This window comes from Streptomyces sp. LaBMicrA B280 (genome assembly GCF_049222185.1).
Lineage (GTDB): Bacteria > Actinomycetota > Actinomycetes > Streptomycetales > Streptomycetaceae > Streptomyces > Streptomyces murinus.
In genome coordinates this window covers 106,342-131,370 of record NZ_JBMJCT010000005.1, presented here as the reverse complement: position 1 = coordinate 131,370, position 25,029 = coordinate 106,342, and the positions used below count along the sequence as shown (strand labels likewise).

Below are 25,029 nucleotides of genomic sequence, written 5' to 3'. Positions count from 1 at the left end.
GAATGGGGCCATGAGTCTGTTCCGCGACGACGGCATCGTGCTGCGCACCCAGAAGCTGGGCGAGGCGGACCGGATCATCACCCTGCTCACCCGGGGCCACGGCCGGGTCCGGGCCGTGGCGCGGGGTGTGCGGCGCACCAAGTCGAAGTTCGGGGCCCGCCTCGAGCCCTTCTCCCATGTGGACGTGCAGTTCTTCGCGCGCGGCAGCGAACTGATCGGCCGCGGGCTGCCGCTGTGCACCCAGAGTGAGACCATCGCGCCGTACGGTGGCGGCATCGTGACCGACTACGGGCGCTACACCGCCGGTACGGCCATGCTGGAGACCGCCGAGCGGTTCACCGACCATGAGGGCGAGCCGGCCGTACAGCAGTACCTGCTGCTGGTCGGCGCGCTGCGGACGCTGGCCCGGGGGGAGCACGCCCCGAACCTGGTGCTGGACGCGTTCCTGCTGCGCTCGCTCGCCGTCAACGGGTACGCGCCCAGCTTCGGCGACTGCGCGCGGTGCGGGATGCCGGGCCCCAACCGGTTCTTCTCCGTCGCCTCCGGCGGCTCCGTGTGCGTCGACTGCCGGGTGCCCGGCAGCGTCGTACCGTCCCCGGGGACCCTGGTACTGCTGGGCGCGCTGCTTACGGGAGACTGGGAGACGGCGGACGCCTGCGAGGCGCGGTTCGTCCGGGAGGGCAGTGGGCTGGTCTCCGCCTATCTGCACTGGCATCTGGAACGCGGGCTGCGGTCGCTGCGGTACGTGGAAAAGTCCTAGCCGGGCCCGAAGAGCCGGCCCGGAGAAGTCGTAGAGGGAGTCGGAGCACATGGTGGTACGCGGGATCCTGGGGCGCCAGCGGCGCGAGTACACGGCGCCGGAGCCGCACCCTTCCGGGGCCCGTCCGCCGAAGCTCTCCGGTGAGCTGGTCCCGAACCACGTGGCGATCGTCATGGACGGCAACGGGCGGTGGGCCAAGGAGCGGGGGCTGCCGCGGACCGAGGGGCACAAGGTCGGCGCCGAGCAGGTGCTCGATGTGCTCCAGGGCGCGATCGAGATGGGCGTGGGCAACATCTCGCTGTACGCCTTCTCCACCGAGAACTGGAAGCGTTCGCCCGAGGAGGTGCGCTTCCTCATGAACTTCAACCGCGACTTCATCCGCAAGAGCCGGGACCAGCTGGACGGACTGGGGGTGCGGGTGCGCTGGGCCGGGCGGATGCCCCGGCTGTGGAAGTCGGTCGCCAAGGAGCTCCAGATCGCGCAGGAGCAGACCAAGGACAACGACAAGCTCACGCTGTACTTCTGCATGAACTACGGCGGCCGGGCCGAACTCGCCGACGCAGCCAAGGCGTTGGCGGAGGATGTGCGGGCCGGGCGGCTGGATCCGTCGAAGGTGTCCGAGAAGACGATCCAGAAGTACCTGTACTACCCGGACATGCCGGACGTCGACATGTTCCTGCGCCCCAGCGGTGAGCAGCGGACGTCCAACTACCTGCTCTGGCAGAGCGCTTACGCCGAGCTGGTCTTCCAGGACGTGCTGTGGCCGGACTTCGACCGGCGCGACCTGTGGCGGGCGTGCCTCGAATTCGCCTCCCGGAACCGGCGGTTCGGCGGCGCGATCCCGAACGAGGAGCTGCTGGCGATGGAGGACGACGGCTGAGCCGTCCCCCCCAGCCGCCCCTCAGCCGTTCCGCGTGGCGCACTCCGCGCAGGTGCCGAAGATCTCCACGGTGTGCGCCACGTTCACATATCCGTGCTCCGAGGCGATCGCCTCCGCCCACTTCTCCACCGCGGGGCCCTCCACCTCCACCGCCTTGCCGCAGCTGCGGCAGACGAGATGGTGGTGGTGCTCGCCGGTGGAGCAGCGGCGGTAGACCGACTCGCCCTCGGACGTGCGCAGTACGTCGACCTCGCCGGCGTCGGCGAGGGACTGGAGCGTGCGGTAGACGGTGGTGAGCCCGACGGAGTCGCCCTTGTGCTTGAGCATGTCGTGCAGCTCCTGCGCGCTGCGGAACTCGTCGACCTCGTCCAGCGCGGCCGCCACTGCTGCCCGCTGACGGGTCGCGCGGCCCTTCACGGGCGGTCCAGCGGTCGTCACTGCTGCCTCCTCACGTCTCACCCCTGACCGGGCCATTGTGCCAGCCCGGCGCCCCGGAGGTCAGGCGCTGATCTCCTCTCCCGTGCCGCGCGCGGCCGGAATCACACACTCCGCCGGGTCCCCGCCGGGTGCCGCGCCCATGGCCGCACGGGCGCGTCGGCGGGCCACCGGGGCGGCCAGCGCGGTCAGGACGACGAACGCGGCGATGGTGAGCAGCACGATCGTCGCGCCGGGCGGCACGTCCTGGTAGAACGACGCGATCGTGCCGCTGACGGTCACCGTGATGCCGAGCGCCACCGCGATCGCGAACGTCATGGCGAAGCTCCGGGTGAGCTGCTGGGCCGCCGCCACCGGCACCACCATCAGCGCGGAGACCAGCAGCAGCCCGACGACACGCATGGCGACCGTCACCGTCACCGCCGCCGTGACCGCCGTCAGCAGGTTCAGGGCGCGCACCGGCAGCCCGGTGACCCGCGCGAACTCCTCGTCCTGGCTGACCGCGAACAGCTGGCGGCGCAGGCCGAGGGTGACCAGCACCACGAACGCGGCCAGCAGGCAGATCGCGTTGACGTCGGAGGGGGAGACCGTGGACAGGGAGCCGAAGAGGTAGGTCGTCAGGTTGGCGTTGGAGCCCGTCGGCGCCATGTTGATGAACATCACGCCGCCCGCCATGCCGCCGTAGAAGAGCATGGCCAGCGCGATGTCGCCGCGCGTCCTGCCGTACCAGCGGATCAGCTCCATCAGGAGGGCGCCGAGCACGGAGACCGCCGTCGCCATCCAGACCGGGGAGGTGGACAGCAGGAAGCCGAGGCCGACGCCGGTCATGGCGACGTGTCCGATGCCGTCGCCCATCAGGGCCTGGCGGCGCTGGACCAGGTAGATGCCGATGGCGGGGGCGGTGATGCCGACCAGGACGGCGGCGAGCAGGGCCCGCTGCATGAAGGCGTAGTTGAGGAAGTCCATCAGCTCAGCAGTCCCGTCCGGATCGGTTCGGCGCCCGCGGGTGCGTGCGGGTGTACGTGGTCGTGACCCGGCAGCGCATGCTGGCCGACGGCTCTCGGGGGCGGCCCGTCGTGCAGCACGCAGCCGTCGCGCAGGACGACCGCGCGGTCGATCAGCGGTTCCAGGGGGCCCAGTTCGTGCAGCACGAGCAGGACCGTCGTACCGGCCTCCACCTGCGTCCGCAGCGTCCGGGCCAGGATCTCCTGGCTGGCCAGGTCGACGCCGGCCATCGGCTCGTCCATGATCAGCAGTTCGGGGCGGGCGACGAGCGCGCGGGCGATCAGCACGCGCTGGTGCTGGCCCCCGGACAGGGCGTTCACCGAGTCCTTGGCGCGGTCCGCCATGCCGACCAGCTCCAGGGCCTCGCGCACGGCGTCCCGGTCGTCCTTGCGGAAGAGGCCGAAGCGGGTGCGGGCGAGGCGGCCGGAGGAGACGATCTCGGTGACCGTCGCCGGGACGCCGCCCGCGGCCGTGGTGCGCTGCGGTACGTAGCCCACCCGGGACCAGTCGCGGAAGGCGCGCCGGGGGGTGCCGAACAGCTCGATGGCGCCGTCGGCGACCGGGACCTGGCCGATGATCGTACGGATCGCCGTGGACTTGCCGGAGCCGTTGGCGCCGAGGAGGGCGACGACCTCGCCGCGCGCGACGGTGAGATCGATGCCGCGCAGGACCGGGCGGCCGCCGAGGTCGGCCCGTACACCGCGCAGGGATATGACGGGTTCGCCGTGTGTCTCCATGCTCACTCCTGTCACTTGGTGCCCAGCGCCTGCTGGAGCGCCTTGAGGTTGGCGTTCTGGACGGAGAAGTAGTCCTTGCCGCGGGACTTGTCCGTGATCCCCTCGATCGGGTCGAGGACGTCGGTCTTGAGGTTCGCGTCGTGGGCGATGGTCTTCGCGGTCTTGTCGCTGACGAGCGTCTCGTAGAAGACGGTCGAGACATGGTCGGCCTTCGCCATCCGCTCCAGGTCCCGCACGCGCGCGGCGCTCGGCTCCGAGTCGGGGTCGAGGCCGTTGATCGCCTCTTCCGTGAGGCCGTAGCGCTCGGCGATGTAGCCGAAGGCGGCGTGCGTGGTGATGAAGACCTTGGACTCGGTGTGCGCGAGGCCGGTGCGGAACCGCTGGTCCAGGTCGTTCAGCTGCTTGACCAGGGCCGCGGTGTTCTTCTTGTAGTCGCCCGCGTGTTTGGGGTCGGCCTTCTCCAGGGCCGTGCCGACACCCTGGGCGACCTGGGCGTAGCGCACCGGGTCCAGCCAGATGTGCGGGTCCTCGCCCGCGGAGTCCTCGCCCTTGCTGGTGTCGTGCGCGGCCGCGTGCCCGCCGACCTCGTTGCCGTGCGCCTCCATGGTGACCAGCGAGGTGGCGTCGACCTTCGTCCTCACCGAGGACTGCGCGACCGCGGCGTCCACGGAGGGCTGGAGGTTCTTGAGGTAGAGGACGGCGTCGGCGTCGTCGATCGCGGCGATCTGCTTGGGGCTGATCTCCAGGTCGTGCGGCTCCTGGCCGGGTGTGGTGAGACTGGTGACGTGGACGTGGTCGCCGCCGATCCGCTCGGCGAGGAAGGACATCGGATAGAAGGACGCGATGACGTCGAGCTTGCTGCCATCGGTCGCCGCCGTGCTGGTCCCGGAGCAGCCGGAGAGGGTGCCGAGGCCGAGGGCGGTGACGGCGGTCAGGGCGGCGGCGGGTATGAGGCGTCCACGTATGTTCATGACAGTCATTTTCATCAAAAATGGAAACCGTTGTCAACAAGCTTCCCTGACGCCCCTGGGATGCCCCGGGATGCCCGTTAGGGCAGGGGCCGATTTGGTCGTGGGGGAGCCTGCGCCGGTAACCTGAAGCATTCGCTGGAAGCATCTCGCTTCAACGCCCGTCGTCGTAATGAAGAGAGCACCGTGGCCGCCGACAAGATCGACACCATCGTCAACCTGAGCAAGCGCCGTGGCTTCGTTTTCCCGTGCAGTGAGATCTACGGCGGTCAGCGTGCCGCCTGGGACTACGGACCGCTGGGCGTCGAGCTCAAGGAGAACATCAAGCGCCAGTGGTGGCGCTACATGGTGACGTCCCGCGAGGACGTGGTCGGTATCGACTCGTCCGTCATCCTGGCCCCCGAGGTCTGGGTCGCGTCCGGCCACGTCGCCACCTTCACGGACCCGCTGACCGAGTGCACCGCGTGCCACAAGCGGTTCCGTGCCGACCACCTCGAAGAGTCCTACGAGGAGAAGAAGGGCCACGCCCCGGCGAACGGCCTGGCCGACATCAACTGCCCGAACTGCGGCAACAAGGGCCAGTTCACCGAGCCCAAGCAGTTCTCCGGCCTGCTGTCCACGCACCTCGGCCCGACCCAGGACTCCGGTTCGGTCGCCTACCTGCGCCCCGAGACCGCCCAGGGCATCTTCACCAACTTCGCCCAGGTGCAGACCACCTCGCGCCGCAAGCCGCCGTTCGGCATCGCCCAGATGGGCAAGTCGTTCCGCAACGAGATCACGCCGGGCAACTTCATCTTCCGCACCCGCGAGTTCGAGCAGATGGAGATGGAGTTCTTCGTCAAGCCGGGCGAGGACGAGCAGTGGCAGGAATACTGGATGGAGCAGCGCTGGAACTGGTACACGGGCCTCGGCCTGCGCACCGAGAACATGCGCTGGTACGAGCACCCGAAGGAGAAGCTCTCCCACTACTCGAAGCGGACCGCGGACATCGAGTACCGCTTCCAGTTCGGTGGCAGTGAGTGGGGCGAGCTGGAGGGTGTCGCCAACCGCACCGACTACGACCTCGGCGCGCACGCCAAGGCCTCCGGCCAGGACCTCTCCTACTTCGACCAGGAGGCCGGGGAGCGCTGGACGCCGTACGTCATCGAGCCGGCGGCGGGTGTCGGCCGCACCATGCTGGCCTTCCTGCTCGACGCGTACGTCGAGGACGAGGCGCCCAACGCCAAGGGCAAGATGGAGAAGCGCACGGTGCTGCGCCTCGACCACCGTCTCGCCCCGGTGAAGGTGGCCGTGCTGCCGCTGTCCCGCAACCCCGAGCTGTCGCCGAAGGCCAAGGGTCTCGCGCAGGCGCTGCGGCAGAACTGGAACATCGACTTCGACGACGCGGGCGCCATCGGCCGCCGCTACCGCCGTCAGGACGAGATCGGTACGCCGTTCTGCGTGACCGTCGACTTCGACACCCTCGAGGACAACGCGGTCACCGTGCGCGAGCGCGACACGATGAAGCAGGAGCGGGTCTCCCTCGACCAGATCGAGGGCTACCTGGCGCAGCGCCTCATCGGCGCGTAGGTGCTCCGCCGGGGGGCGCCGTCGACGGATTGCCGTCCGTCCGCGGCGCCCCCCTGGCTTGTCGCGCAGTTCCCCGCGCCCCTTCGGGGCGCTTTGTTCAACGCCCCTGCAGCGCCTTGACGTTGTCGCCGAAGGTCCAGTTCTTCGAGCCGTCCCAGTTGAGGGACCAGTCCATCAGGCCCTTGAGCGCGGTGCCGTAGTGCCCCCAGGACTGGGCGACCAAAGACGGGGACATATAACCGCCGCCCGCGCCGGGCTGGGCGGGCAGCCCCGGGACCTGCTTGTCGTAGGGCACCTTGACGGTCGTGCCCTGCACCACCAGGCCCTTGTTCAGGCAGTCGGTCTGGGCGGTGAAGCCCGCCACCGTGCCGGCCTCGTAGGAGTCGCCGGAGCAGCCGTACATGCTGCCGTTGTAGTACTGCATGTTCAGCCACCACAGCCGGCCGTTGTCCGCGTACTTCTTGATGACCGGCAGATACGCGCCCCAGATCGAGCCGTAGGTGATGCTGCCACCGGTGACGTACGCCGTCTCCGGGGCCATCGTCAGCCCGAAACCGGCCGGCATCTGCGCGAGGATGCCGTCGATGATGCGGACCAAATTGGCCTGGGACGTGGACAGTTGGTTGATGTTCCCGCTGCCCGTCAGGCCGGTCTCGATGTCGATGTCGATGCCGTCGAAGTTGTACTGCTTCAGGATCGGTACGACGGTCGAGACGAACTTGTCCGCGACCGCGCTGGAGTTGAGGTCGATGCCGGCCGTCGCGCCCCCGATGGAGAGCAGGATCGTCTCGCCGGACGCCTTCGCCGCGCACATCTCCGCGGGCGTGGGCACCTTCACCCCGGTGTCCATGCCGTCCTCCCACAGCGCCGTGCCGTCGGAGCGGATCACCGGGAAGGCCGCGTTGAGGACGTTGTAACCGTGCGCGGGGATACGGGAGTCGGTGACCGGGGTCCAGCCGAAGGGCGGATGGACCCCGCTTGCGGCGCCGTCCCAGTTCTCCCAGTAGCCCTGGAGCACCTTGCCCGCCGGGCGGGACTTCACCGCGCAGGTGTCGGCGGCCGAGGCGGGGTGCGCGGCGGGGAGCTGGGTGAGAGCGGCGGTCGCGAGGGCGGCGGCGAGCAGGGACAGCGTGCGGCGGAGCATAGGGGCCTCCCGGGTCATGTCCTGGCATGTCCTGTACATGACGGTGCTCTGGTCCAGACCATTCGTCAATAGGTCTGGACCAGGGAGGCCCGTGAGGGGAGGAGTGGGTGACAGCTGACAGATATTGAAATCTGTCAGCTGTCATGTCATGCTGGATCCATGACGAAGACCCCGCACACCCGAAACCTCGGCACCACCGGCCCCCAGGTCTCCGCCCTCGGCCTCGGCTGCATGGGCATGTCCGCGCTGTACGGAGACGCCGACCGCGCCGAGTCCATCGCGACCGTCCACGCCGCCCTGGAGGCGGGCGTGACCCTGCTGGACACCGGCGACTTCTACGCCATGGGGCACAACGAGATGCTGCTCGGCGAGGCCCTGCGCACCGCGCCCGCCGCGCTGCGCGAACAGGCCCTGGTCAGCGTGAAGTTCGGCGCCCTGCGCGACCCGGAGGGCAACTGGAGCGGCTATGACGGGCGGCCCGCCGCCGTGCAGAACTTCGCCGCCTACTCCCTCCAGCGCCTCGGCGTCGACCACATCGACGTCTACCGCATCGCCCGCCTCGACCCGGACGTCCCGATCGAGGAGACCGTCGGCGCCATCGCCGAACTGATCGAGAAGGGGTACGTCCGCCATGTCGGCCTCAGCGAGGTCGGCGCCGAGACGATCCGCCGGGCCGCCGCCACCGCGCCGGTCTCCGACCTCCAGATCGAGTACTCGCTCATCTCCCGGGGCATCGAGCGGGAGATCCTGCCCACCACCCGCGAACTGGGCATCGGCATCACCGCGTATGGCGTGCTCTCCCGGGGCCTGATCTCCGGCCACTTCACCCGGGACCGGCAGCTCGCCGCCACCGACTTCCGCGCCCACTCGCCCCGCTTCCAGGGCGAGAACCTCCGGCACAACCTGGACCTGGTCGACGCGCTGCGCGAGATCGCCGAGCGCAAGGGCGCCACCGTGGCGCAGACCGCCATCGCCTGGGTGCTCTCCCGCGGCGAGGACATCGTGCCGCTGGTCGGCGCCCGCACCCGGGAGCGGCTGACCGAGTCGCTCGGCGCCCTCGATGTGACGCTGGACGCGGCCGACCTGGCGGCGATCGAGAAGGCCGTACCGGCGGACGCGGCGGCCGGCGACCGCTACCCGAGCGCGCAGATGGCACACCTCGACAGCGAGCGCTGATCCCGATGCCGGGTACGGTCTAGGCATGGCATCGACCAGCGAGATCCTGACCGCCGAGCGCATTCTGGCGGCGACCGAGGAAGTGCTGCGCCGGCACGGCCCGGCCAAGGCCACCGTGGTGGACGTGGCCCGCGCGCTCGGCGTCAGCCACGGCAGTGTCTACCGGCACTTCCGTACCAAGGCCGCGCTGCGCGAGGCGGTCACCAAGCGCTGGCTGGACCGGACCTCGAAGAAGCTCGCCCTGATCGCCGCCGCGAGCGAGCGGGACCCCGAGGCCAGGCTGCGGGACTGGCTCGCCGCGCTGTTCGAGGCCAAGCGGCACAAGGCGGGCGACGACCCGGAGCTGTTCGCCACGTACACCGTGCTGACGGACGAGAACGGCGCGGTCGTCGGCGAGCACATAGCCGAGCTGACCGCGCAGCTGACCGGGATCATCACGCAAGGGGCCGGGTCGGGCACCTTCTCGGTGCCCGACCCGGCCGCCGCGGCCCGAGCCGTCTTCCAGGCCACCGGCCGGTTCCACGATCCCTGTTATGCCAGGGAGTGGACCCAGCCCGGCGTCGGCGAGGAGTTCACGGCCGTCGTGGACCTGTTGGTGCGGGGTCTTCGCTGACGTCGGCAGGCGGCGTCAGCTGACCTTCACGCTGACCGGCGAGGACATGACCTTGCTGTCCTTGGTCACCACGCGCACCGTCTCGTTGCCCTTGGCGGTGAAGGTGCGGCGGAGGGTGAAGGTGCCGTTCCGGTTGACGGCGGTCGTGGTCCGCAGCGTGGTCCACTTGCCGTTCATCCGGTGCTGGAGGACCAGCACCGTACCGGCCTTCACACCCTTGACCCGGCCGGCGAAGGCCACGGCCTCGCCGTGCTTGACGGTCTTGTGGGAGGCCGCGACGGTGATGGAGCCCGCAGCGGTGGTCGCCACCGCGGTCTTCGGCATCGCCCTCTTGGTCGCCGAGCGCGTCGGCATCGGTTTCGGCTTCATCGTCGCCGTGCGCGTGGGCATCGGCTTCTTGGTCGTGGTCACCTTCGGGCTGGGGGTGCTGGTCGCGGCGAAGGCTCCGGCCGTACCGCCGGAGAGCAGCGCCACGGACAGTACACCGGCGCCCAGAGCACGGCCGTAACGGTGGTGGCGGAGTACGGAGGTCATGGTTCTCTCCTGTCGCTCGATCGTTCGCTCGATCGGACGTCTCCCAGGCTGACCCGACTTCGCTCCGTCGGCCACTCGAAGCGCTGGGTAACCGGGGTTCGGGACCCCTGAAAGCGCAGGTCAGCGGCGATATGGAGCGGGTTCAAGGACCCTTTCCGCGCACCCGGCCACGAGCCTCTCACTCGGCCACGAGCCCCCGCGCCCGGCCACGAACCCCTCACTCGGCCACGAGCCCCCGCACCCGGCCACGACCCCCGCGCACGGCCAACGACCCCCCGCGCCCGACCACGCTCCTCAGCCCACCTTCTTCGGCAGCCGCAGCCCCAGCACCCCCGTCAGCACGATCCCGGCCAGCTGCGCGAGCAGCGTGATCACCAGCGCCTCCCGCATCCCCACCTGCGGCGCCAGCGTGAGGAACAGCGTCCCCAGGGTCGCCACCCCGAGCGCCAGCCCCGACTGCTGCGTGGTGACCAGCACCCCGCCGCCCACCCCGGCCCGCGCCGCCGGTACCTCGGACAGCACCAGCCGCATCACATTGGGGAGTTGGAGCGCCTGCCCGGCACCGGCCACCGCCACCCCCGGCAGCAGCGCGGCGACACTCACCTGCGGCCAGTCCCGCCAGACGGTCACCGCGATCAGCAGCACACCGACGCCCTGCACGAGGGACCCGGCCGGTATCACCCGGGTGCCGAACCGCCCCATCAGCCGCGGGCCGGCGAGCGACACGAAGAGGAACACCACGGCCATCGGCGCGAGCGCGAGCCCCGCCGACACCGGGCCCAGGTGGGCGCCCTGCTGGAGCGCCAGCGCGATCACGAACATGAACCCGCTGAAGCCGACCGAGAACGGCACGATCAGCACAAGGCCGCGCCGCAGCGAGGCGAGCCGCAGCAGGCTCGGCGGCACCAGGGGCGTGCGCCCCGCCCGGTCGGCCCGCCGCTCCACCAGCCAGAATCCGGCCGCCGCGAACGGGAACGCGGCCAGCGACAGCCAGGTCCACAGCGGCCAGCCCGCCGCCCGGCCCTCGGTGAGCGGCGCGAGCAGGGTCAGCAGGGACACCGCGAGCAGCGCGGTGCCGGGGCCGTCGACGGGCTCCGGGTGCTGCGAGCGGGTCTCGGGCACGAGCCGTACGGCCAGAATCAGGCCCAGCGCGACCACCGGCACATTGACCAGGAACACCGCCCGCCAGCCGCTGCCGGCGATGTCGGCGGCGACCAGGACCCCGCCGAGCACCTGCCCGGCCACCATGGACAGACCGGCCGTGGCGCCGTACAGGCTCATCGCCTTGGCGCGGCGCGCGCCCTCGGTGGCCGACTGGATGGTGGCGAGCACCTGCGGCAGCATCGCGGCGGCCGCGGCGCCCTGCGCCACCCGCGCGGCCACCAGGCTCCACGCGTCCGGCGCGAGCCCGCAGGCCAGCGAGGTCAGCCCGAAGGCCGCCATGCCGCCGAGGAACAGCCGGCGGCGCCCGAACAGGTCCCCGAGCCGCCCGCCCAGCACGAGCAGCACGGCGTAGGCGACGCCGTACCCCGCGACCACCAGCTCCAGCACGGCCTCGCCCGCGTGCAGATCGGTGCCCATGGTCGGCAGGGCGACATTGACGATGAAGAAGTCGACCAGCGGCAGCGCCGCGGCCAGCAGAACGGTGAACAGCCCGGGGCCGCCGAGCACGGGCGCTGCGACGGCGGCCCGGCGGGCGGTGCGGACGGTGACGGTCTCACTCATGACACCGAGCCTGCGGCCCGGCCCAGCCGGGTACCAGAGTGTCCTCATCCTGGTACCAGGAGTACCTGGAAACAGGATGGCCGACGCGGCACCCTGGAGGGCATGGCCACCACGACGACCACCGCACCACAACCGGTGAGCGCCGCGGGCGGCGCGGAGATCCGGCGGCACGAACTGGCCGCCTTCCTGCGCAGCCGGCGCGAGCGCATCAGCCCCGAGCAGGTCGGCCTGCCGCGCGGCCCGCGCCGTCGCACGCCGGGGCTGCGCCGCGAGGAGGTGGCGCACCTGTCCGCGGTCGGCGTCACCTGGTACACATGGTTGGAGCAGGCGCGCGCCATCCAGGTCTCCGTACAGGTCCTGGACGCCCTCGCGCGCACCCTGCGGCTCGACGCCAGCGAGCGCGCCCATCTGTTCCAGCTGGCCGGTGCCAACGACCCGGCGCCGGGGGCCCGTTGCCCGAGCGTGACGCCCGCGCTGCGGGAGATGCTGGACCGGCTCGGGCCGATCCCCGCCTCCGTGCAGAACAGCCGGTACGACATCGTCGCCTACAACCGCGCCTACGCCCTCCTCATGGGCGCCGACCTGGACGAGATCCCGCCCGAGGACCGCAACTGCATCCTGCTCGCCTACACCAACCCCCACTGGCGGGCCGCGATCGTGCACCTGGAGGAGAGCCAGCGGCTGATGGCGGCCCGGCTGCGCGCGGCCCTCGCCGGTCATCTCGGCGAGCCCGCCTGGAAGGTGCTGCTCAAACGCCTCGCGGAGTCACCGGAGTTCCGGGAGAACTGGGAGCGCTACGAGGTGGTCGGGCACCGCTCCAAGACCAAGGAGTTCGTCAACCCCCATGTGGGGCTCCTGACGTTGGAGCACACCGATCTGTGGCTGGCCCCCGAGCTGGGTGGCCGGATGGTGACGTACACGCCGAAGAACGAGGAGACGCGCGAGCGTCTGGAGCGGCTCCACCGGCTGGCGCAGGGGAGCTGATCAATCCGCCGCGTACCGGTGCGGTTTCGGTAAAGGATTCGAAATCTACAGTTCAACAGGGTTGTCCTGTGCATGACTCGCTCGATGGGATGCGCGAGACCACTTCGGTCGACACCAGACCTCTCAGGGGATTTCATGCACATATCCCGTACCGGGCGAGGCATCGCGGCCGCCGCCACCGGGGCTGCCGCTCTCGTCGCCGCCGCGCTGACGACCGCCGCCCCCACGGGTGCCGCCACCGCGGCCCCCGCGGCCGTGCCGCACACCTTCGCGGCTCCGGCCATCGCCGGGCACACCCTCGCCCACGACGTGGACAGCCCGATCTCCATCGCCCAGTGCCAGGCCAAGTGGCACATCAACTGCTACACCCCGCTTCAGTACCGCACCGCGTACAACCTCAACTCGCTGTACCGCAAGGGCATCACGGGCAAGGGGCGCACGATCGTCATCGTGGACTCGTTCGGCTCCCCGACGATCCAGCACGACCTCGACGTGTACAGCAAGCAGTTCGGCATGGCGAGCACCAAGGTCTCGGTCGTCAAGTGGGGCAAGGTGCCCCCCTTCGACCCGAAGAACGGCGACATGACGGGCTGGGCGGGCGAGACCACCCTGGACGTCGAGATGGCCCACGCCGTCGCCCCCGGCGCCAGGATCGTGCTGGTCGAGACGGGCGTCGCGGAGACCGAGGGCGTCACCGGTCTGCCGGAGATGATGAGCGCCGAGAAGTCCCTGATCGACCACGGGGTCGGCGATGTCATCACGCAGAGCTTCGACGCGACCGAGAACACCTTCCCGGGCGTCGACCAGGGCGACTCCTCCAGCATCCAGAAGCTGCGGTACGCGTTCAAGGACGCGGCCCGCAAGCAGGTGACCGTCCTCGCCTCCTCCGGCGACGACGGCCCCACCAACGGCACGCTGGACGACTCGGGCGACTACACCAAGCAGGTCAACTCCTGGCCCTCCTCGGACCCGTTGGTCACCTCCGTCGGCGGCACCCAGCTGCACCTGGACGACCAGGGCAACCGGATCAAGCCCGACAGCGTGTACAACGACTACGGCGCGGGCGGCGGCGGCATCTCGCACGTCTTCTCCCGGCCCTCCTTCCAGAACGGCGTGAAGAAGATCGTCGGCAACCACCGCGGCACCCCGGACATCTCGATGTCCGCCGCCGTCAACGGCGGTGCCTGGGTGTACTCCAGCTACGACCCGACGGCCGTCGGCTGGGACGTCTACGGCGGCACCAGTGAGTCCAGCCCGCTCTTCTCTGGCGTCGTCGCGCTCGCCGACCAGGTCGCAGGACACCGCCTGGGCAACGTCAACGCCGCGCTCTACAGCCTCGCCAGGCACAAGGGCACCGGCATCGTGGACGTCAACGACGGCACGGACAACACCTACGGCGGCGTCACCGGCTACAAGGCCGTCGACGGCTACGACATGGCCACCGGCGTCGGCACGCCGGACGCGCCGAGCTTCGTGAAGTCGCTGGCGCGGGCCGCGCGCCGCTGAGCGGAGCACCGCACGAGAAAGAGCCGGCCCGGGTGTCGTACCCGGGCCGGCTCCTTCTCGATCCGTGCGCCGTCAGACGCGGCCGGGAGCGCCCACCGCCTGGCGGATCTCCGCGGTCTCCAGCCGCTCCGCCGCGTGCTCGGCCGTACGCCGGGCCCAGCGGCCGCTGGTCAGCAGGCCCAGGGTGAGCACCGCGAGACCGCAGACGGTGAGGATCCACCAGCCGGGGCGGGCGGCGTCCACGAAGGTGCCGCGGTACGACGACGAGGAGCCGATGCCCGCGGCGAGGACCGCGCCGATCACCGCGACGCCGAGGGTCTGGCCCAGCTGCCGGCTGGTGGAGGCCACGGCGGCGGCGACCCCGGCCTGCGCGCGGGGCATGCCGGAGACCGCCGTGTTGGTGATCGGCGCGTTGACGAAGCCGAAGCCGATGCCGAACAGCACGTACCCGATGAACAGGGTGCTGTTCGAGGTCTCGGCCTCGAACAGCGCGAACATGAGGCCGCTGATCGTCATCGCCGTACCGGCGATCAGCAGCGGCAGCCGGGGGCCGCGGGTGCCGACCAGACGGCCGGACAGGGGGGCACACAGGAAGGTCGGCGCGGCCATGGGCAGCATCCACAGGCCGGCGTGCAGGGCGTCGAGACCGCGCACGTTCTGCAGATACAGCGTCGACATGAACAGGAAGCCGCCGAGCGCGGCGAACGCGCTGATCGCGATCACGGTCGCCCCGCTGAACGGCGCGGAGCGGAAGAAGCGCAGGTCGATGAGGGGTTCGTCACGCCGGGGCTCGTACCAGAGCAGGGCGCCCAGGGCGGCGAGGGCGATCACGAAGTACGGCGCGACCGAGGCGAGGCCGGAGTCGGGCGCCTGGATGATGCCGTACGTCAGCGCGCCGAACAGGGCGATCACCAGCACCTGGCCCACCGGGTCCGGGCGGCGGCCCTTGGGGGCACGGGACTCCGGGACGAAGCGCAGGGTCAGCAGCAGGGCCGCGAGGCCGATCGGGAGGTTGATCCAGAAGATCGCGCGCCAGCTCACGGACTGCACCAGCAGGCCGCCGACCAGCGGGCCGAGCGCCATGGATATGCCGACCACCGCGCCCCAGACGCCGATGGCGCGGGCGCGCTCCCGGGCGTCGGTGAAGGTGTTGGTGATGATCGACATGGCGACCGGGTTGAGCATCGAGCCGCCGATGGCCTGGACCATGCGGAAGACGACGAGCAGGGACAGGCTGGGGGCGAGCGAGCACAGCACCGAGCCGATGGTGAACACCACGAGGCCGGCCATGAAGACGCGCTTGCGGCCGATCCGGTCGGCGGTGGATCCGGCGAGCATCAGCAGCGAGGCCAGGACCAGGGTGTAGGCGTCGATGGTCCACTGCAGACCGGAGGTGGTGGCGTGCAGATCGCGCTGCATCGAGGGCAGCGCCACATTCAGCACGGTGTTGTCGAGGCTCACGATCAGCAGGCTCATACAGCAGATCGCGAGCACGAGCATGCGCCTGCGGGGACTCAACTCTGGCATGCGCGTCATCGTACGCCGATTTCAATAGTGCGTCTAACTAATGACTATTACACGGGCTCGGGGCACGCCGCCCGGTGAGGGACAATGGTTCCTTGCCCCTTCCGTTGTACATCCGTCCCGTACGTCCGTCCCGTACTCCGTCCGTACGCCCGTCCCGGAGCCGTCTGATGACCAACCCGCTCTCCATCGGCCCGCACACCGTGACCCCGCCCGTCGTGCTCGCACCCATGGCGGGGATCACGAACGCGCCCTTCCGCACGCTGTGCCGCGAGTTCAGCGGGGGCAAGGGGCTGTACGTCAGCGAGATGATCACGACCCGGGCCCTGGTCGAGCGCAACGAGAAGACCATGCAGCTGATCAGGTTCGACGCGAGCGAGACACCGCGGTCGATCCAGCTGTACGGCGTCGACCCCGCGACCGTCGGAAAGGCCGTCCGCATGATCGCGGAGGAGGGCCTGGCCGATCACATCGACCTGAACTTCGGCTGCCCGGTCCCCAAGGTGACCCGCAAGGGCGGCGGCTCCGCGCTGCCGTACAAGCGGAACCTGCTGCGGGCGATCCTGCGCGAGGCGGTGTCCGGCGCGGGCGACCTGCCGGTGACGATGAAGATGCGCAAGGGCATCGACGACGATCACATCACCTACCTCGACGCCGGGCGGATCGCCGTCGAGGAGGGCGTGACGGCGATCGCGCTGCACGGCCGTACGGCGGCGCAGCACTACGGCGGCACCGCCGACTGGTCCGCGATCGCGCGGCTGAAGGAGCATGTGCCGGAGATCCCGGTGCTCGGCAACGGGGACATCTGGTCGGCCGGGGACGCGCTGCGGATGGTCCGGGAGACCGGGTGCGACGGTGTGGTCGTGGGCCGCGGCTGCCTGGGCCGCCCCTGGCTCTTCGCCGACCTGGTCGCCGCCTTCGAGGGCCGCGCCGACTTCCACCGGCCCGCGCTGCGCGAGGTCGCCGATGTGATGGTCCGGCACGCCCGGCTCCTCGGCGAGTGGCTCGGCGACGAGTCCAAGGGCGTGATCGACTTCCGCAAGCATGTCGCCTGGTACCTGAAGGGCTTCGCGGTCGGCTCCGAGATGCGCAAGCGCCTCGCGATCACCTCCTCCCTCGACGAACTGCGCGCGGGCCTGGACGAACTCGACCTCTCCCAGCCCTGGCCCACCGGCGCCGACGGCCCCCGCGGCCGCACCTCCGGCAACAACCGGGTCGTCCTCCCGGACGGCTGGCTGAAGGACCCGTACGACTGCGCGGGCGTGACCGAGGACGCGGAACTGGACACGTCGGGCGGCTGACCGCCACCCGCGGGCCGTCGGCCGGGAGGCGGTCCTGCCTCACGCTCCCCCCACCGCCGTCAGCAGCGCCAGCGGTGCCGCCGCCGAGCGGGATTCACGGATGCAGGCATGGGGGTAGGAGACCGGTTCGGGGTGGGTGGCGCGGGGGTAGCCGGCCAGGACCTCGGGGAGGCGGTGGGCGGGGGACAGGCACGCCGCGTCGACCAGCGCGTGCGCCACCGTCCGGGCCTCGTCGTGCAGGCCGTAGCGGGCCAGGCCCAGGGCGATCAGCGCGTTGTCATGGGGCCAGACGGAACCGCGGTGCGGGGAGAGGGGATGGTAGGCGCCCTGGCCGGCGGCCAGCGTGCGCACGCCCCAGCCGGAGAAGAAGTCGGGCTCCAGCAGCCGCCGCCCCACCACCTCGCCGTACTCCTTGTCCAGCAGACCGGTCCACAGCAGATGCCCCGCGTCGGAGGCCAGCGCGTCGATCCTGCGGCCCTCGCCGTCCAGGGCCAGCGCCGGGAAGGACGCCTCGCGCATCCAGAAGTCCCGCTGGAAGCGGTCGCGCAGATCGGCCGCCGCCTGCTCAAGCAGCGCCGCGTACGTCTCGTCGGCCCACACCGTGCGCGCCACCCACGCCGTCCGGCGCAGCGCGTCGTACGCGTAGCCCTGCGCGCCCGCCGCCATCACCGGCCCGCTCGGCCGCGTACCGTCGGCGCGGCAGATCGCGCCGGGCGAGTCCTTCCAGTTCTGGTTGGCCAGACCGCCCTCGTCGGCGCGGTAGACGAGATAGCCGCGCGAGGTCAGCCCGCCGTGGTCCAGCATCCAGCCGACCGCGGCCCGTGCGTGCGCCTCAAGGCGGCGGGCCGGTGCCAGATCACCGGTCTGCTCGGTGTACGCGCCGAGCAGCACGAGGAAGAGCGGGGTCGCGTCGACCGAGCCGTAGTACCGCGCGTACGGCACCTGCCCGAAGTGCGCCAGCTCCCCGTGCCGTACCTCGTGCACGATCTTCCCCGGCTCGGCGCCCCGCGCGCCCCCGGCCCCGCCCGCCTGGGTCGCGGCCAGCGCGAGGAGCGTGGCGGCGGCCGGGCGGGGCCGGTACGGGAGCGCGAACAGGGAGGTGAGCAGCGCGTCCCGGGCGAGCAGCGTCAGATACCAGGGGGCCCCACCGGCCGGCACCCGCAGCTCCTCGCCGTCCGGACCCGTCGCCGGGATCTGGAGCGCCGCCAGATCAGTGAGCCCCCGCGCACAGGCCGCCGCCAGCTCCGGCCAGCCGGTCGGGAAGGCCACGCCCTCCACGAACTCGGCCTCGGAAGCGGAGAGTTGGGCCGCCATGGCGGACGGGTCCCGGGGCACCCGCAGCGCCCGCCGGTCGCCGTGCGGGCGCGCCATCACCCGCAGGACCAGTTCCCGGGTGCCGCCCGGGGGCAGTTCCAGCGTCCACACCAGCCGGCGGGCGCCGGTACCCGTCTCCTCCACCGCCTCCGGCGCCGGATCGGCCGTGATCGTCGTACACGAACGCCATTCCGCGCGCCGGTACGTGAACTCGATCCCGTCGTCCATCACGATCCGCGAGCGCAGGGCGCCCGCCTTGACGTACGTACGGTGATCGGGGCGCAGCTCGAACTGGTCGGCGAAGTCCGCGTCCGCGGTGATCGCCAGCCGGATGGTCGTCGGCACCGGGCGATTGCTCGTCACCCGGACCGTCTCCACGAACGAGCTGTCCCCGACCGCCTGTTCACGGAACAGCGTGTGCGCGGGCGGCTCCGGACGCGCCCCGCGCGGTACGAGGACACAGCGCGCGGTGCCGCCGTCCGCGACCGGTGTGAGCACCTCGGGCACCGCGCCGTCCACGGTGAGCTGCCAGCGGCTGAGATGCCGGGCGTCGCGTACGAACAACCCGTCCGGGGAGCCGCCGCCCCGGACCCCGCTGATGTCGCCCCGATCGCCCACGGCGGCGAACGTCGCGCCGTGCACGAGCAGATGATGCCGGTCGGTCATCCCCGGTCCCTTCCCTCGTCACTCCTCATCGAACGTGCCGGTGCCCGCCTTGGACACGCCTCGCGGCGGGCGTTTGAGCTCTTCATGCAGGTCGCTTGAGACGCCCTTTAGTCGTCTGAGGCGCCCTTCGTGCGCGGGAGTGGCCCGTCAGCCGGGCCGGTCGAGAAGCCTCTGGTGCAGATCGAGCGCGAGCGCCGCGGTCCAGCCGAAGCCCCTCGCGCCGCACGCCTCGCCCGTGAACGGATCGACGTACTCGGCGAAGCCGGACGCCTCGGCCAGCGCCGGCAGCGCCGCCCCGAGCGCGTCGGCCGGTGCCCGCTCGCCGTGCAGCCGCAGCCCCCGCTCCACCAGCCAACTGGTGTTGAACCAGGCCGGACCCCGCCAGTACCGGTGCGGGTCGAACGCCTCCCCGAGCAGGTCGTGACTGGGCACGAGCCGGGTCGCGCCGCCGAGCCCGAAGTGCGGGCCGGTCAGGGTGCGCACGAGCGCGGTGACCAACTCGCCGGGGAGCATGGGGAGGAGGAGCGGGATCAGGCCGGACACCCCGCGTTCGGGGATCAGTTCGCCACCGCGCACGTCCCGGCACAGGAACATCCCGGACTCCGCGCTCCACAGCCGCTCCACCAGTGCCGCCGTCAGCCGTTCGGCCCGCGCGTGCCGGGCCGCCGCATTGGCGCCCAGCTCGGCAGCGATCTGGGCGAGGGCGTGCTCGGAGGCGATCAGCAGCGCGTTGAAGGAGGGGTCCTCCACCGCGAACTCCCCGTGCCCGTCGGCGTATCGGGCGTCCCGGTACTCGACGGCCAGCCGGACGTACCGCCCGTAGTCCAGATCCGTCGGCCGGTCCTCCGGCGCGCCGTGGTCCAGGTCGGCCCGGCGGAAGGAGCGGGCCGGCGCCGGGTCGATCCGCGCGAGCGGCGCGTCCCAGCAGGGGCTGTTGTCCATCCCCTGCTCCCAGGGGTGTACGACGGACACCAGACCGCCGCCGCCCAGGTCCCGGCGCCGCAGCAGATAGCGGTGCCAGGCCGCCAGCCTCGGGTAGACCCGGGCCAGGAAGCCCCGGGCGTGCGAGAGTCCGGGGTCGGCGCGGTGCACCAGCCAGGCCGCCAGCGCGTGCACCGGTGGCTGCACGATGCCGGACGTCTGTACGGTGCGCGGGGCGCCCGCCGCGCGTCCGGCGGTGGTGGAGCGCCAGAAGTCGGGGCCGGGGAAGTAGGCGTCGAGGGGGACGGAGGGGTTGAAGACGATGTGCGGCACACGCCCGTCCGTCCACTGGGCGGCCAGCAGCGTCTCCAGCTCGGTCTGCGCGCGCAGCGGCGACAGATGCCGCAGCCCGATCGCGATGAACGCCGAGTCCCAGGACCACTGGTGGGGGTACAGGCCCCGGGAGGGGACCGTCGAGGTGCCCGTCCAGTTGGCGTCGAGCACTCGCGCGGCCCGGACCGGCAGGGCGTCCGGGGGCGCGTACGACAGTGCGTGGGCGGTGAGTTGGGCGGTGCGGTCCACTCGGAGCTCCCCCAAGACGACGACGTCCGGACGCACGGCCGACGGGGTTCGGCATCGGCCGCCGTAGAGTTACGTCTATTTAACACGCAAAACCCACTATGTAATGCACGCTTGGGAAACACAAGGGGGTGCGCATGATCGGACGTCCGGGGAGGAACGGGATGAACTCCAGGAGCGGCAGTCAGGCAGGCGCCGGGGATCTGCTCGAACTGGTGCGCAGCGGACGGGCGGTGACCAGGGGCGCGCTCCAGCAGGCGACCGGGCTGTCCCGGGCGACCGTCGGCCAGCGCCTGGACCGGCTGTTCCGGGCCGGCTGGCTGCGCGAGGGCGCCGGCGGGCCGGTCGACTCGCCGCTCGGCGGACGCCCCTCCATCACCCTGGAGTTCGACGGCGACCACGCGGTCGTCCTCGTCGCCGACCTCGACACCCGGCACGCGCGCGCCGCCGTGCTCTCCCTGACCGGCGAGATCCTGGCCGAGCACTCCGGCACCCTGGTGATCGAGGAGGGCCCGGACCTGGTGCTTGCCGAACTCGGGCGCTGGTTCGGCGAGTTGCTGGAGAAGGCCGGGCAGCGACCGGGAGAGGTGTGCGGCATCGGGCTCGCGGTCCCGGGCCCGGTGGACAGCGCGACCGGCCGGGTGGTGCAGCCCCCGATGATGCCCGGCTGGGACGGCTACGACATAACGGGCCGCCTCTCCCGCGCCCTCACCGAACACACCGGAGCGCCGCCGGTGCCGGTCCTGGTGGACAACGACGCCAACCTCATGGCGTACGGCGAACAGCGCGCCGGGCACCCGGACTGCGCGGCCTTCGTCCTGGTCAAGGTGTCCACCGGCATAGGCGCGGGTGTCGTGGTCGACGGCGCCATATACCGGGGGATCGACGGCGGCGCGGGCGACATCGGGCACATAAGGGTGGGCGCGGACGCGCTGTGCCGGTGCGGTTCCTACGGCTGTCTCGCCGCCGTCGCGAGCGGTGGCGCGGTGGCCCGGCGCCTCGCGGCCTCCGGGGTGCCGGCCGCCTCCGGCGCGGACGTACGGGACCTGCTGGCGGCCGGGCATCCGGAGGCGGCGGCGCTGGCCCGGGAGGCGGGGCGGCGGGTCGGGGACGTCCTGGCGACCGTCGTCACGCTGCTCAACCCGGGCGTGCTGATGATCGCCGGAGATCTGGCCGGAACACCCTTCCTCACCGGCGTGCGGGAGCTGCTCTACCAGCGGGCGCTGCCGCGCTCCACGGCCCACCTGGACGTGGTCACCTCCCGGCTGGGAGAGCGGGCCGCGCTCATCGGAGCGGGGGCGCTGGTGGTGGAACACCTTTACGCGCCGGAGCGGGTGGAGGAGCGGCTGCGGGCGCTGGGGGTGTGACAGTGCGCCGGAGCGGGGTCCGGATGGTGAAATCCGGGGTCCTGTGACAGCGTGATTCTCGCCACCCCTGATAAGGGTTGCGCTCATATGAGCGATTGGAAGATGGCTGCACTTCTCCAAAGGGTGGCACTGGGTGCCACCCTTTGATCGTTCATCGATCGAACTCAGGCGTGGCGTGTGGCGCTCATGTGAGCATTAAACCCACTCATCCGGTGGGTTTGTCTTCAAGAAGTGAACGAATGGCCGCGTGTCGCCTTGCCAAGCTTTGACTTTCGATCCGCTGGCGGACGGGTGGTTACATGCACATGACCCGCAAGTGGACGTACCCATGTGCCTTCGATCTGGGTATGTTCCTGGCCGTCAGGGCAGCCACCGTGGCCTCAAGGAGTCGAGTCCCGTGTCGGAAAACAAAGCACCCCACGTAGCGAAGTTCGTTTACGACTTCACCGAGGGAAACAAGGACCTCAAAGACCTCCTCGGTGGCAAGGGTGCGAACCTCGCCGAGATGACCAACCTCGGTCTTCCGGTTCCTCCCGGCTTCACCATCACCACGGAGGCCTGCAAGGGCTACCTGGAGAACGGCGAGGAGCCGGCGGCACTGCGTGACGAGGTGAGTGCGCACCTCGACGCCCTTGAGGCCCGCATGGGCAAGAAGCTCGGCCAGGCGGACGACCCGCTGCTGGTGTCGGTGCGCTCGGGCGCCAAGTTCTCCATGCCCGGCATGATGGACACGGTCCTCAACATCGGTCTGTCGGACAAGTCGGTCCAGGGCCTGGCCAAGCAGGCCGGCGACGAGCGCTTCGCGTGGGACTCCTACCGCCGCCTCATCCAGATGTTCGGCAAGACCGTCCTCGGCGTCGAGGGCGACCTCTTCGAGGAGGCCCTGGAGAAGGCCAAGGACGCCAAGAAGATCAAGGTCGACACCGACCTGGAGGCCGCCGACCTCAAGAAGCTGGTCACCGCCTTCAAGAAGATCGTCAAGAAGGAGGCAGGCCGGGACTTCCCGCAGGACCCGCGGGAGCAGATGGACCTCGCCGTCAAGGCCGTCTTCGAGTCCTGGAACGGCGACCGCGCCAAGCTCTACCGCCGCCAGGAGCGCATCCCGCACGACCTCGGCACGGCCGTCAACGTCTGCTCGATGGTCTTCGGCAACCTCGGCCCCGACTCCGGCACCGGCGTCGCCTTCACCCGCGACCCCGCCTCCGGCCACCAGGGCGTCTACGGCGACTACCTCCAGAACGCCCAGGGCGAGGACGTGGTCGCGGGCATCCGCAACACCGTCCCGCTGGCGGAGCTGGAGCGGATCGACAAGAAGTCGTACGACCAGCTGATGCAGATCATGGAGACGCTGGAGAACCACTACAAGGACCTCTGCGACATCGAGTTCACGATCGAGCGCGGTCAGCTGTGGATGCTCCAGACCCGGGTCGGCAAGCGCACCGCGGGCGCCGCGTTCCGCATCGCCACCCAGCTGGTCGACCAGGGCCTGATCGACGAGACCGAGGCGCTCCAGCGCGTCACCGGCGCCCAGCTGGCCCAGCTGATGTTCCCGCGCTTCGACGAGCAGGCGAAGGTCGAACAGGTCGGGCGCGGCATCGCGGCGTCGCCGGGCGCGGCGGTCGGCAAGGCGGTCTTCGACTCGTACACCGCCGTCAAGTGGTCGCGCTCGGGCGAGAAGGTCATCCTGGTCCGCCGGGAGACCAACCCCGACGACCTCGACGGCATGATCGCGGCCGAGGGCATCCTGACCTCGCGCGGCGGCAAGACCTCCCACGCGGCCGTGGTCGCGCGCGGCATGGGCAAGACCTGTGTCTGCGGCGCGGAGGAGCTGGAGGTCGACACCAAGCGGCGCCGTATGACGGTCCCCGGCGGCCATGTGGTCGAGGAGGGCGACGTCCTCTCCATCGACGGCTCCACCGGCAAGGTCTACCTGGGCGAGGTCCCGGTGGTCCCCTCCCCGGTCGTGGAGTACTTCGAGGGCCGGATGCACCCGGGCGCGGACGACGCGGACGAGCTGGTCGAGGCCGTGCACCGGATGATGGCCTTCGCCGACCGCAAGCGCCGGCTGCGGGTGCGCGCCAACGCGGACAACGCCGAGGACGCGCTGCGCGCCCGCCGCTTCGGCGCCCAGGGCATCGGCCTGTGCCGCACCGAGCACATGTTCCTCGGTGAGCGCCGCGAGATGGTCGAGAAGCTGATCCTCGCGGACACGGGCGAGGAGCGCGAGGCGGCTCTCACCGAGCTGCTCCCGCTCCAGAAGAAGGACTTCGTCGAGCTGTTCGAGGCGATGGACGGCCTGCCCGTCACCATCCGCCTCCTCGACCCGCCGCTGCACGAGTTCCTGCCCGACATCACGGAGCTCTCGGTCCGCGTGGCCCTCGCCGAGTCCCGCCAGGAGCCGCACGAGAACGATCTGCGCCTGCTCCAGGCCGTGCACCGGCTGCACGAGCAGAACCCCATGCTGGGCCTGCGCGGTGTCCGCCTCGGCCTGGTCATCCCCGGTCTGTTCGCGATGCAGGTCCGCGCGATCGCCGAGGCGGCCGCGGAGCGCAAGGGCGCGAAGGGCGACCCGCGCGCCGAGGTCATGATCCCGCTCGTCGGCACCGTCCAGGAGCTGGAGATCGTCCGCGAGGAGGCCGACAGGGTCATCGCGGAGGTGCAGGCGGCGACGGGCACCGAGCTGAAGCTGGCGATCGGCACGATGATCGAGCTGCCGCGCGCCGCGCTGACCGCCGGTCAGATCGCGGAGGCGGCGGAGTTCTTCTCCTTCGGCACGAACGACCTCACGCAGACGGTCTGGGGCTTCAGCCGGGACGACGTGGAGGCATCCTTCTTCACGGCCTACCTGGAGAAGGGCATCTTCGGCGTCTCCCCCTTCGAGACGATCGACAAGGACGGCGTGGGCTCCCTGGTGAAGCTGGCCGCGGAGGCCGGCCGCCGCACCCGCCCCGACCTCAAGCTCGGCGTCTGCGGCGAGCACGGCGGCGACCCGGAGTCGGTCCACTTCTTCCACGAGGTCGGCCTGGACTACGTCTCCTGCTCCCCGTTCCGCATCCCGGTCGCCCGCCTCGAAGCGGGCCGCGCGGCAACCCAGTCCACGGGCAGCGACCACCGCTGACCCCTACCGGCCCCCGAACCCCGGGTCCGCCGTCGGTCCCCGACCCTCACCGATCGACACCGGCCCCGGCGCACGAAAGAGGCGGCACCCTGTGCGGGGGTGCCGCCTCTCGGGGTCTCCCGGCGCGAAGCCCGTCAAGCCACCTTGCTGACCAGGCTAGTCGGCGCTTGTCGGCGTCGGGTGCCGTTGGACCTGCGTGAAGC

Annotated in this window: 20 protein-coding genes; 10 read left to right on the top strand and 10 right to left on the bottom strand. The window is 71.0% G+C overall.

Annotation, left to right across the window (positions count from 1 at the left end; genetic code table 11):
- The first annotated feature begins 10 nt into the window (after nt 1–10).
- Together recO and ACLF5H_RS05140 are read left to right on the top strand one after the other, a co-directional pair.
- Nucleotides 11–760 (top strand): DNA repair protein RecO, encoded by a 750-nt coding sequence (gene recO / locus ACLF5H_RS05145; RefSeq protein ID WP_161216187.1) that lies wholly within the window; start codon nt 11–13, stop codon nt 758–760.
- Between the two features lie 49 nt (nt 761–809).
- Nucleotides 810–1,640 (top strand): isoprenyl transferase, encoded by an 831-nt coding sequence (locus ACLF5H_RS05140; RefSeq protein ID WP_421674869.1) that lies wholly within the window; start codon nt 810–812, stop codon nt 1,638–1,640.
- Between the two features lie 21 nt (nt 1,641–1,661).
- On the opposite strand, the gene ACLF5H_RS05135 is transcribed toward ACLF5H_RS05140, so the two are convergent.
- The 4 genes from ACLF5H_RS05135 to ACLF5H_RS05120 are packed head-to-tail and all read right to left on the bottom strand — an operon-like array spanning nt 1,662 to nt 4,788.
- On the bottom strand, nt 1,662–2,078 hold the full coding sequence (locus ACLF5H_RS05135; protein ID WP_421674868.1) for a Fur family transcriptional regulator: 417 nt from the start codon (nt 2,076–2,078) through the stop codon (nt 1,662–1,664).
- 60 nt (nt 2,079–2,138) lie between these two features.
- Nucleotides 2,139–3,041 (bottom strand): metal ABC transporter permease, encoded by a 903-nt coding sequence (locus ACLF5H_RS05130; protein WP_421674867.1) that lies wholly within the window; start codon nt 3,039–3,041, stop codon nt 2,139–2,141.
- Entirely contained in the window at nt 3,041–3,817 is a 777-nt protein-coding gene (locus ACLF5H_RS05125; RefSeq protein WP_421674866.1) for a metal ABC transporter ATP-binding protein, read from the bottom strand. The genes ACLF5H_RS05130 and ACLF5H_RS05125 overlap by 1 nt, the downstream gene beginning before the upstream one ends.
- Nucleotides 3,818–3,828: 11 nt before the next feature.
- Nucleotides 3,829–4,788 carry a metal ABC transporter substrate-binding protein gene (locus tag ACLF5H_RS05120; protein ID WP_421674865.1) on the bottom strand — a complete coding sequence of 320 codons (960 nt, stop codon included), beginning with the start codon at nt 4,786–4,788 and terminating at the stop codon, nt 3,829–3,831.
- Between the two features lie 183 nt (nt 4,789–4,971).
- Between ACLF5H_RS05120 and ACLF5H_RS05115 the strand changes: the two genes are divergently transcribed.
- Entirely contained in the window at nt 4,972–6,354 is a 1,383-nt protein-coding gene (locus ACLF5H_RS05115) for a glycine--tRNA ligase (RefSeq protein WP_421674864.1), read from the top strand.
- Between the two features lie 97 nt (nt 6,355–6,451).
- Here ACLF5H_RS05115 and ACLF5H_RS05110 read toward each other — a convergent pair whose 3' ends face one another.
- A complete protein-coding gene (locus ACLF5H_RS05110) occupies nt 6,452–7,498 on the bottom strand; it encodes a chitinase (protein ID WP_421674863.1) in 1,047 nt (348 codons plus the stop codon).
- A gap of 159 nt (nt 7,499–7,657) precedes the next feature.
- On the opposite strand from ACLF5H_RS05110, the gene ACLF5H_RS05105 reads away from it, so the two are divergent.
- Complete coding sequence (locus ACLF5H_RS05105) at nt 7,658–8,674, top strand: aldo/keto reductase (RefSeq protein ID WP_421674862.1); 1,017 nt, start codon at nt 7,658–7,660, stop codon at nt 8,672–8,674.
- A gap of 25 nt (nt 8,675–8,699) precedes the next feature.
- Nucleotides 8,700–9,287 (top strand): TetR/AcrR family transcriptional regulator, encoded by a 588-nt coding sequence (locus ACLF5H_RS05100; protein ID WP_421674861.1) that lies wholly within the window; start codon nt 8,700–8,702, stop codon nt 9,285–9,287.
- Nucleotides 9,288–9,302: 15 nt separating this feature from the next.
- Here ACLF5H_RS05100 and ACLF5H_RS05095 read toward each other — a convergent pair whose 3' ends face one another.
- Nucleotides 9,303–9,821, bottom strand: coding sequence for a hypothetical protein (locus ACLF5H_RS05095; RefSeq protein ID WP_421674860.1), 519 nt, complete (start codon nt 9,819–9,821; stop codon nt 9,303–9,305).
- A 294-nt stretch (nt 9,822–10,115) separates the two neighbouring features.
- The gene (locus tag ACLF5H_RS05090; protein WP_421674859.1) at nt 10,116–11,546 is read right to left on the bottom strand and encodes an MFS transporter; all 1,431 of its coding nucleotides are present in this window, start codon (nt 11,544–11,546) and stop codon (nt 10,116–10,118) included.
- A gap of 102 nt (nt 11,547–11,648) precedes the next feature.
- Between ACLF5H_RS05090 and ACLF5H_RS05085 the strand changes: the two genes are divergently transcribed.
- Both ACLF5H_RS05085 and ACLF5H_RS05080 read left to right on the top strand, forming a co-directional pair.
- Nucleotides 11,649–12,530, top strand: a complete 882-nt coding sequence (locus tag ACLF5H_RS05085; RefSeq protein ID WP_421674858.1) for a helix-turn-helix transcriptional regulator — start codon at nt 11,649–11,651, stop codon at nt 12,528–12,530.
- 135 nt (nt 12,531–12,665) lie between these two features.
- Nucleotides 12,666–14,036: a S53 family peptidase gene (locus tag ACLF5H_RS05080; RefSeq protein ID WP_421674857.1), complete on the top strand. Its 1,371-nt coding sequence runs from the start codon at nt 12,666–12,668 to the stop codon at nt 14,034–14,036.
- A gap of 72 nt (nt 14,037–14,108) precedes the next feature.
- On the opposite strand, the gene ACLF5H_RS05075 is transcribed toward ACLF5H_RS05080, so the two are convergent.
- Nucleotides 14,109–15,563, bottom strand: a complete 1,455-nt coding sequence (locus ACLF5H_RS05075; RefSeq protein WP_421674856.1) for an MFS transporter — start codon at nt 15,561–15,563, stop codon at nt 14,109–14,111.
- A gap of 167 nt (nt 15,564–15,730) precedes the next feature.
- On the opposite strand from ACLF5H_RS05075, the gene dusB reads away from it, so the two are divergent.
- Nucleotides 15,731–16,861, top strand: a complete 1,131-nt coding sequence (dusB, locus tag ACLF5H_RS05070) for a tRNA dihydrouridine synthase DusB (protein ID WP_421674855.1) — start codon at nt 15,731–15,733, stop codon at nt 16,859–16,861.
- 39 nt (nt 16,862–16,900) lie between these two features.
- Here dusB and ACLF5H_RS05065 read toward each other — a convergent pair whose 3' ends face one another.
- Nucleotides 16,901–18,841 (bottom strand): glycogen debranching N-terminal domain-containing protein, encoded by a 1,941-nt coding sequence (locus tag ACLF5H_RS05065; RefSeq protein WP_421674854.1) that lies wholly within the window; start codon nt 18,839–18,841, stop codon nt 16,901–16,903.
- Nucleotides 18,842–18,988: 147 nt separating this feature from the next.
- A complete protein-coding gene (locus tag ACLF5H_RS05060; protein WP_421674853.1) occupies nt 18,989–20,344 on the bottom strand; it encodes an MGH1-like glycoside hydrolase domain-containing protein in 1,356 nt (451 codons plus the stop codon).
- A 134-nt stretch (nt 20,345–20,478) separates the two neighbouring features.
- Here ACLF5H_RS05060 and ACLF5H_RS05055 point away from each other — a divergent pair, with 134 nt between their 5' ends.
- Both ACLF5H_RS05055 and ppdK read left to right on the top strand, forming a co-directional pair.
- Entirely contained in the window at nt 20,479–21,708 is a 1,230-nt protein-coding gene (locus ACLF5H_RS05055; protein ID WP_421674852.1) for an ROK family protein, read from the top strand.
- 397 nt (nt 21,709–22,105) lie between these two features.
- Nucleotides 22,106–24,826 carry a pyruvate, phosphate dikinase gene (gene ppdK / locus ACLF5H_RS05050; RefSeq protein ID WP_421674851.1) on the top strand — a complete coding sequence of 907 codons (2,721 nt, stop codon included), beginning with the start codon at nt 22,106–22,108 and terminating at the stop codon, nt 24,824–24,826.
- Nucleotides 24,827–25,029: the final 203 nt, after the last annotated feature.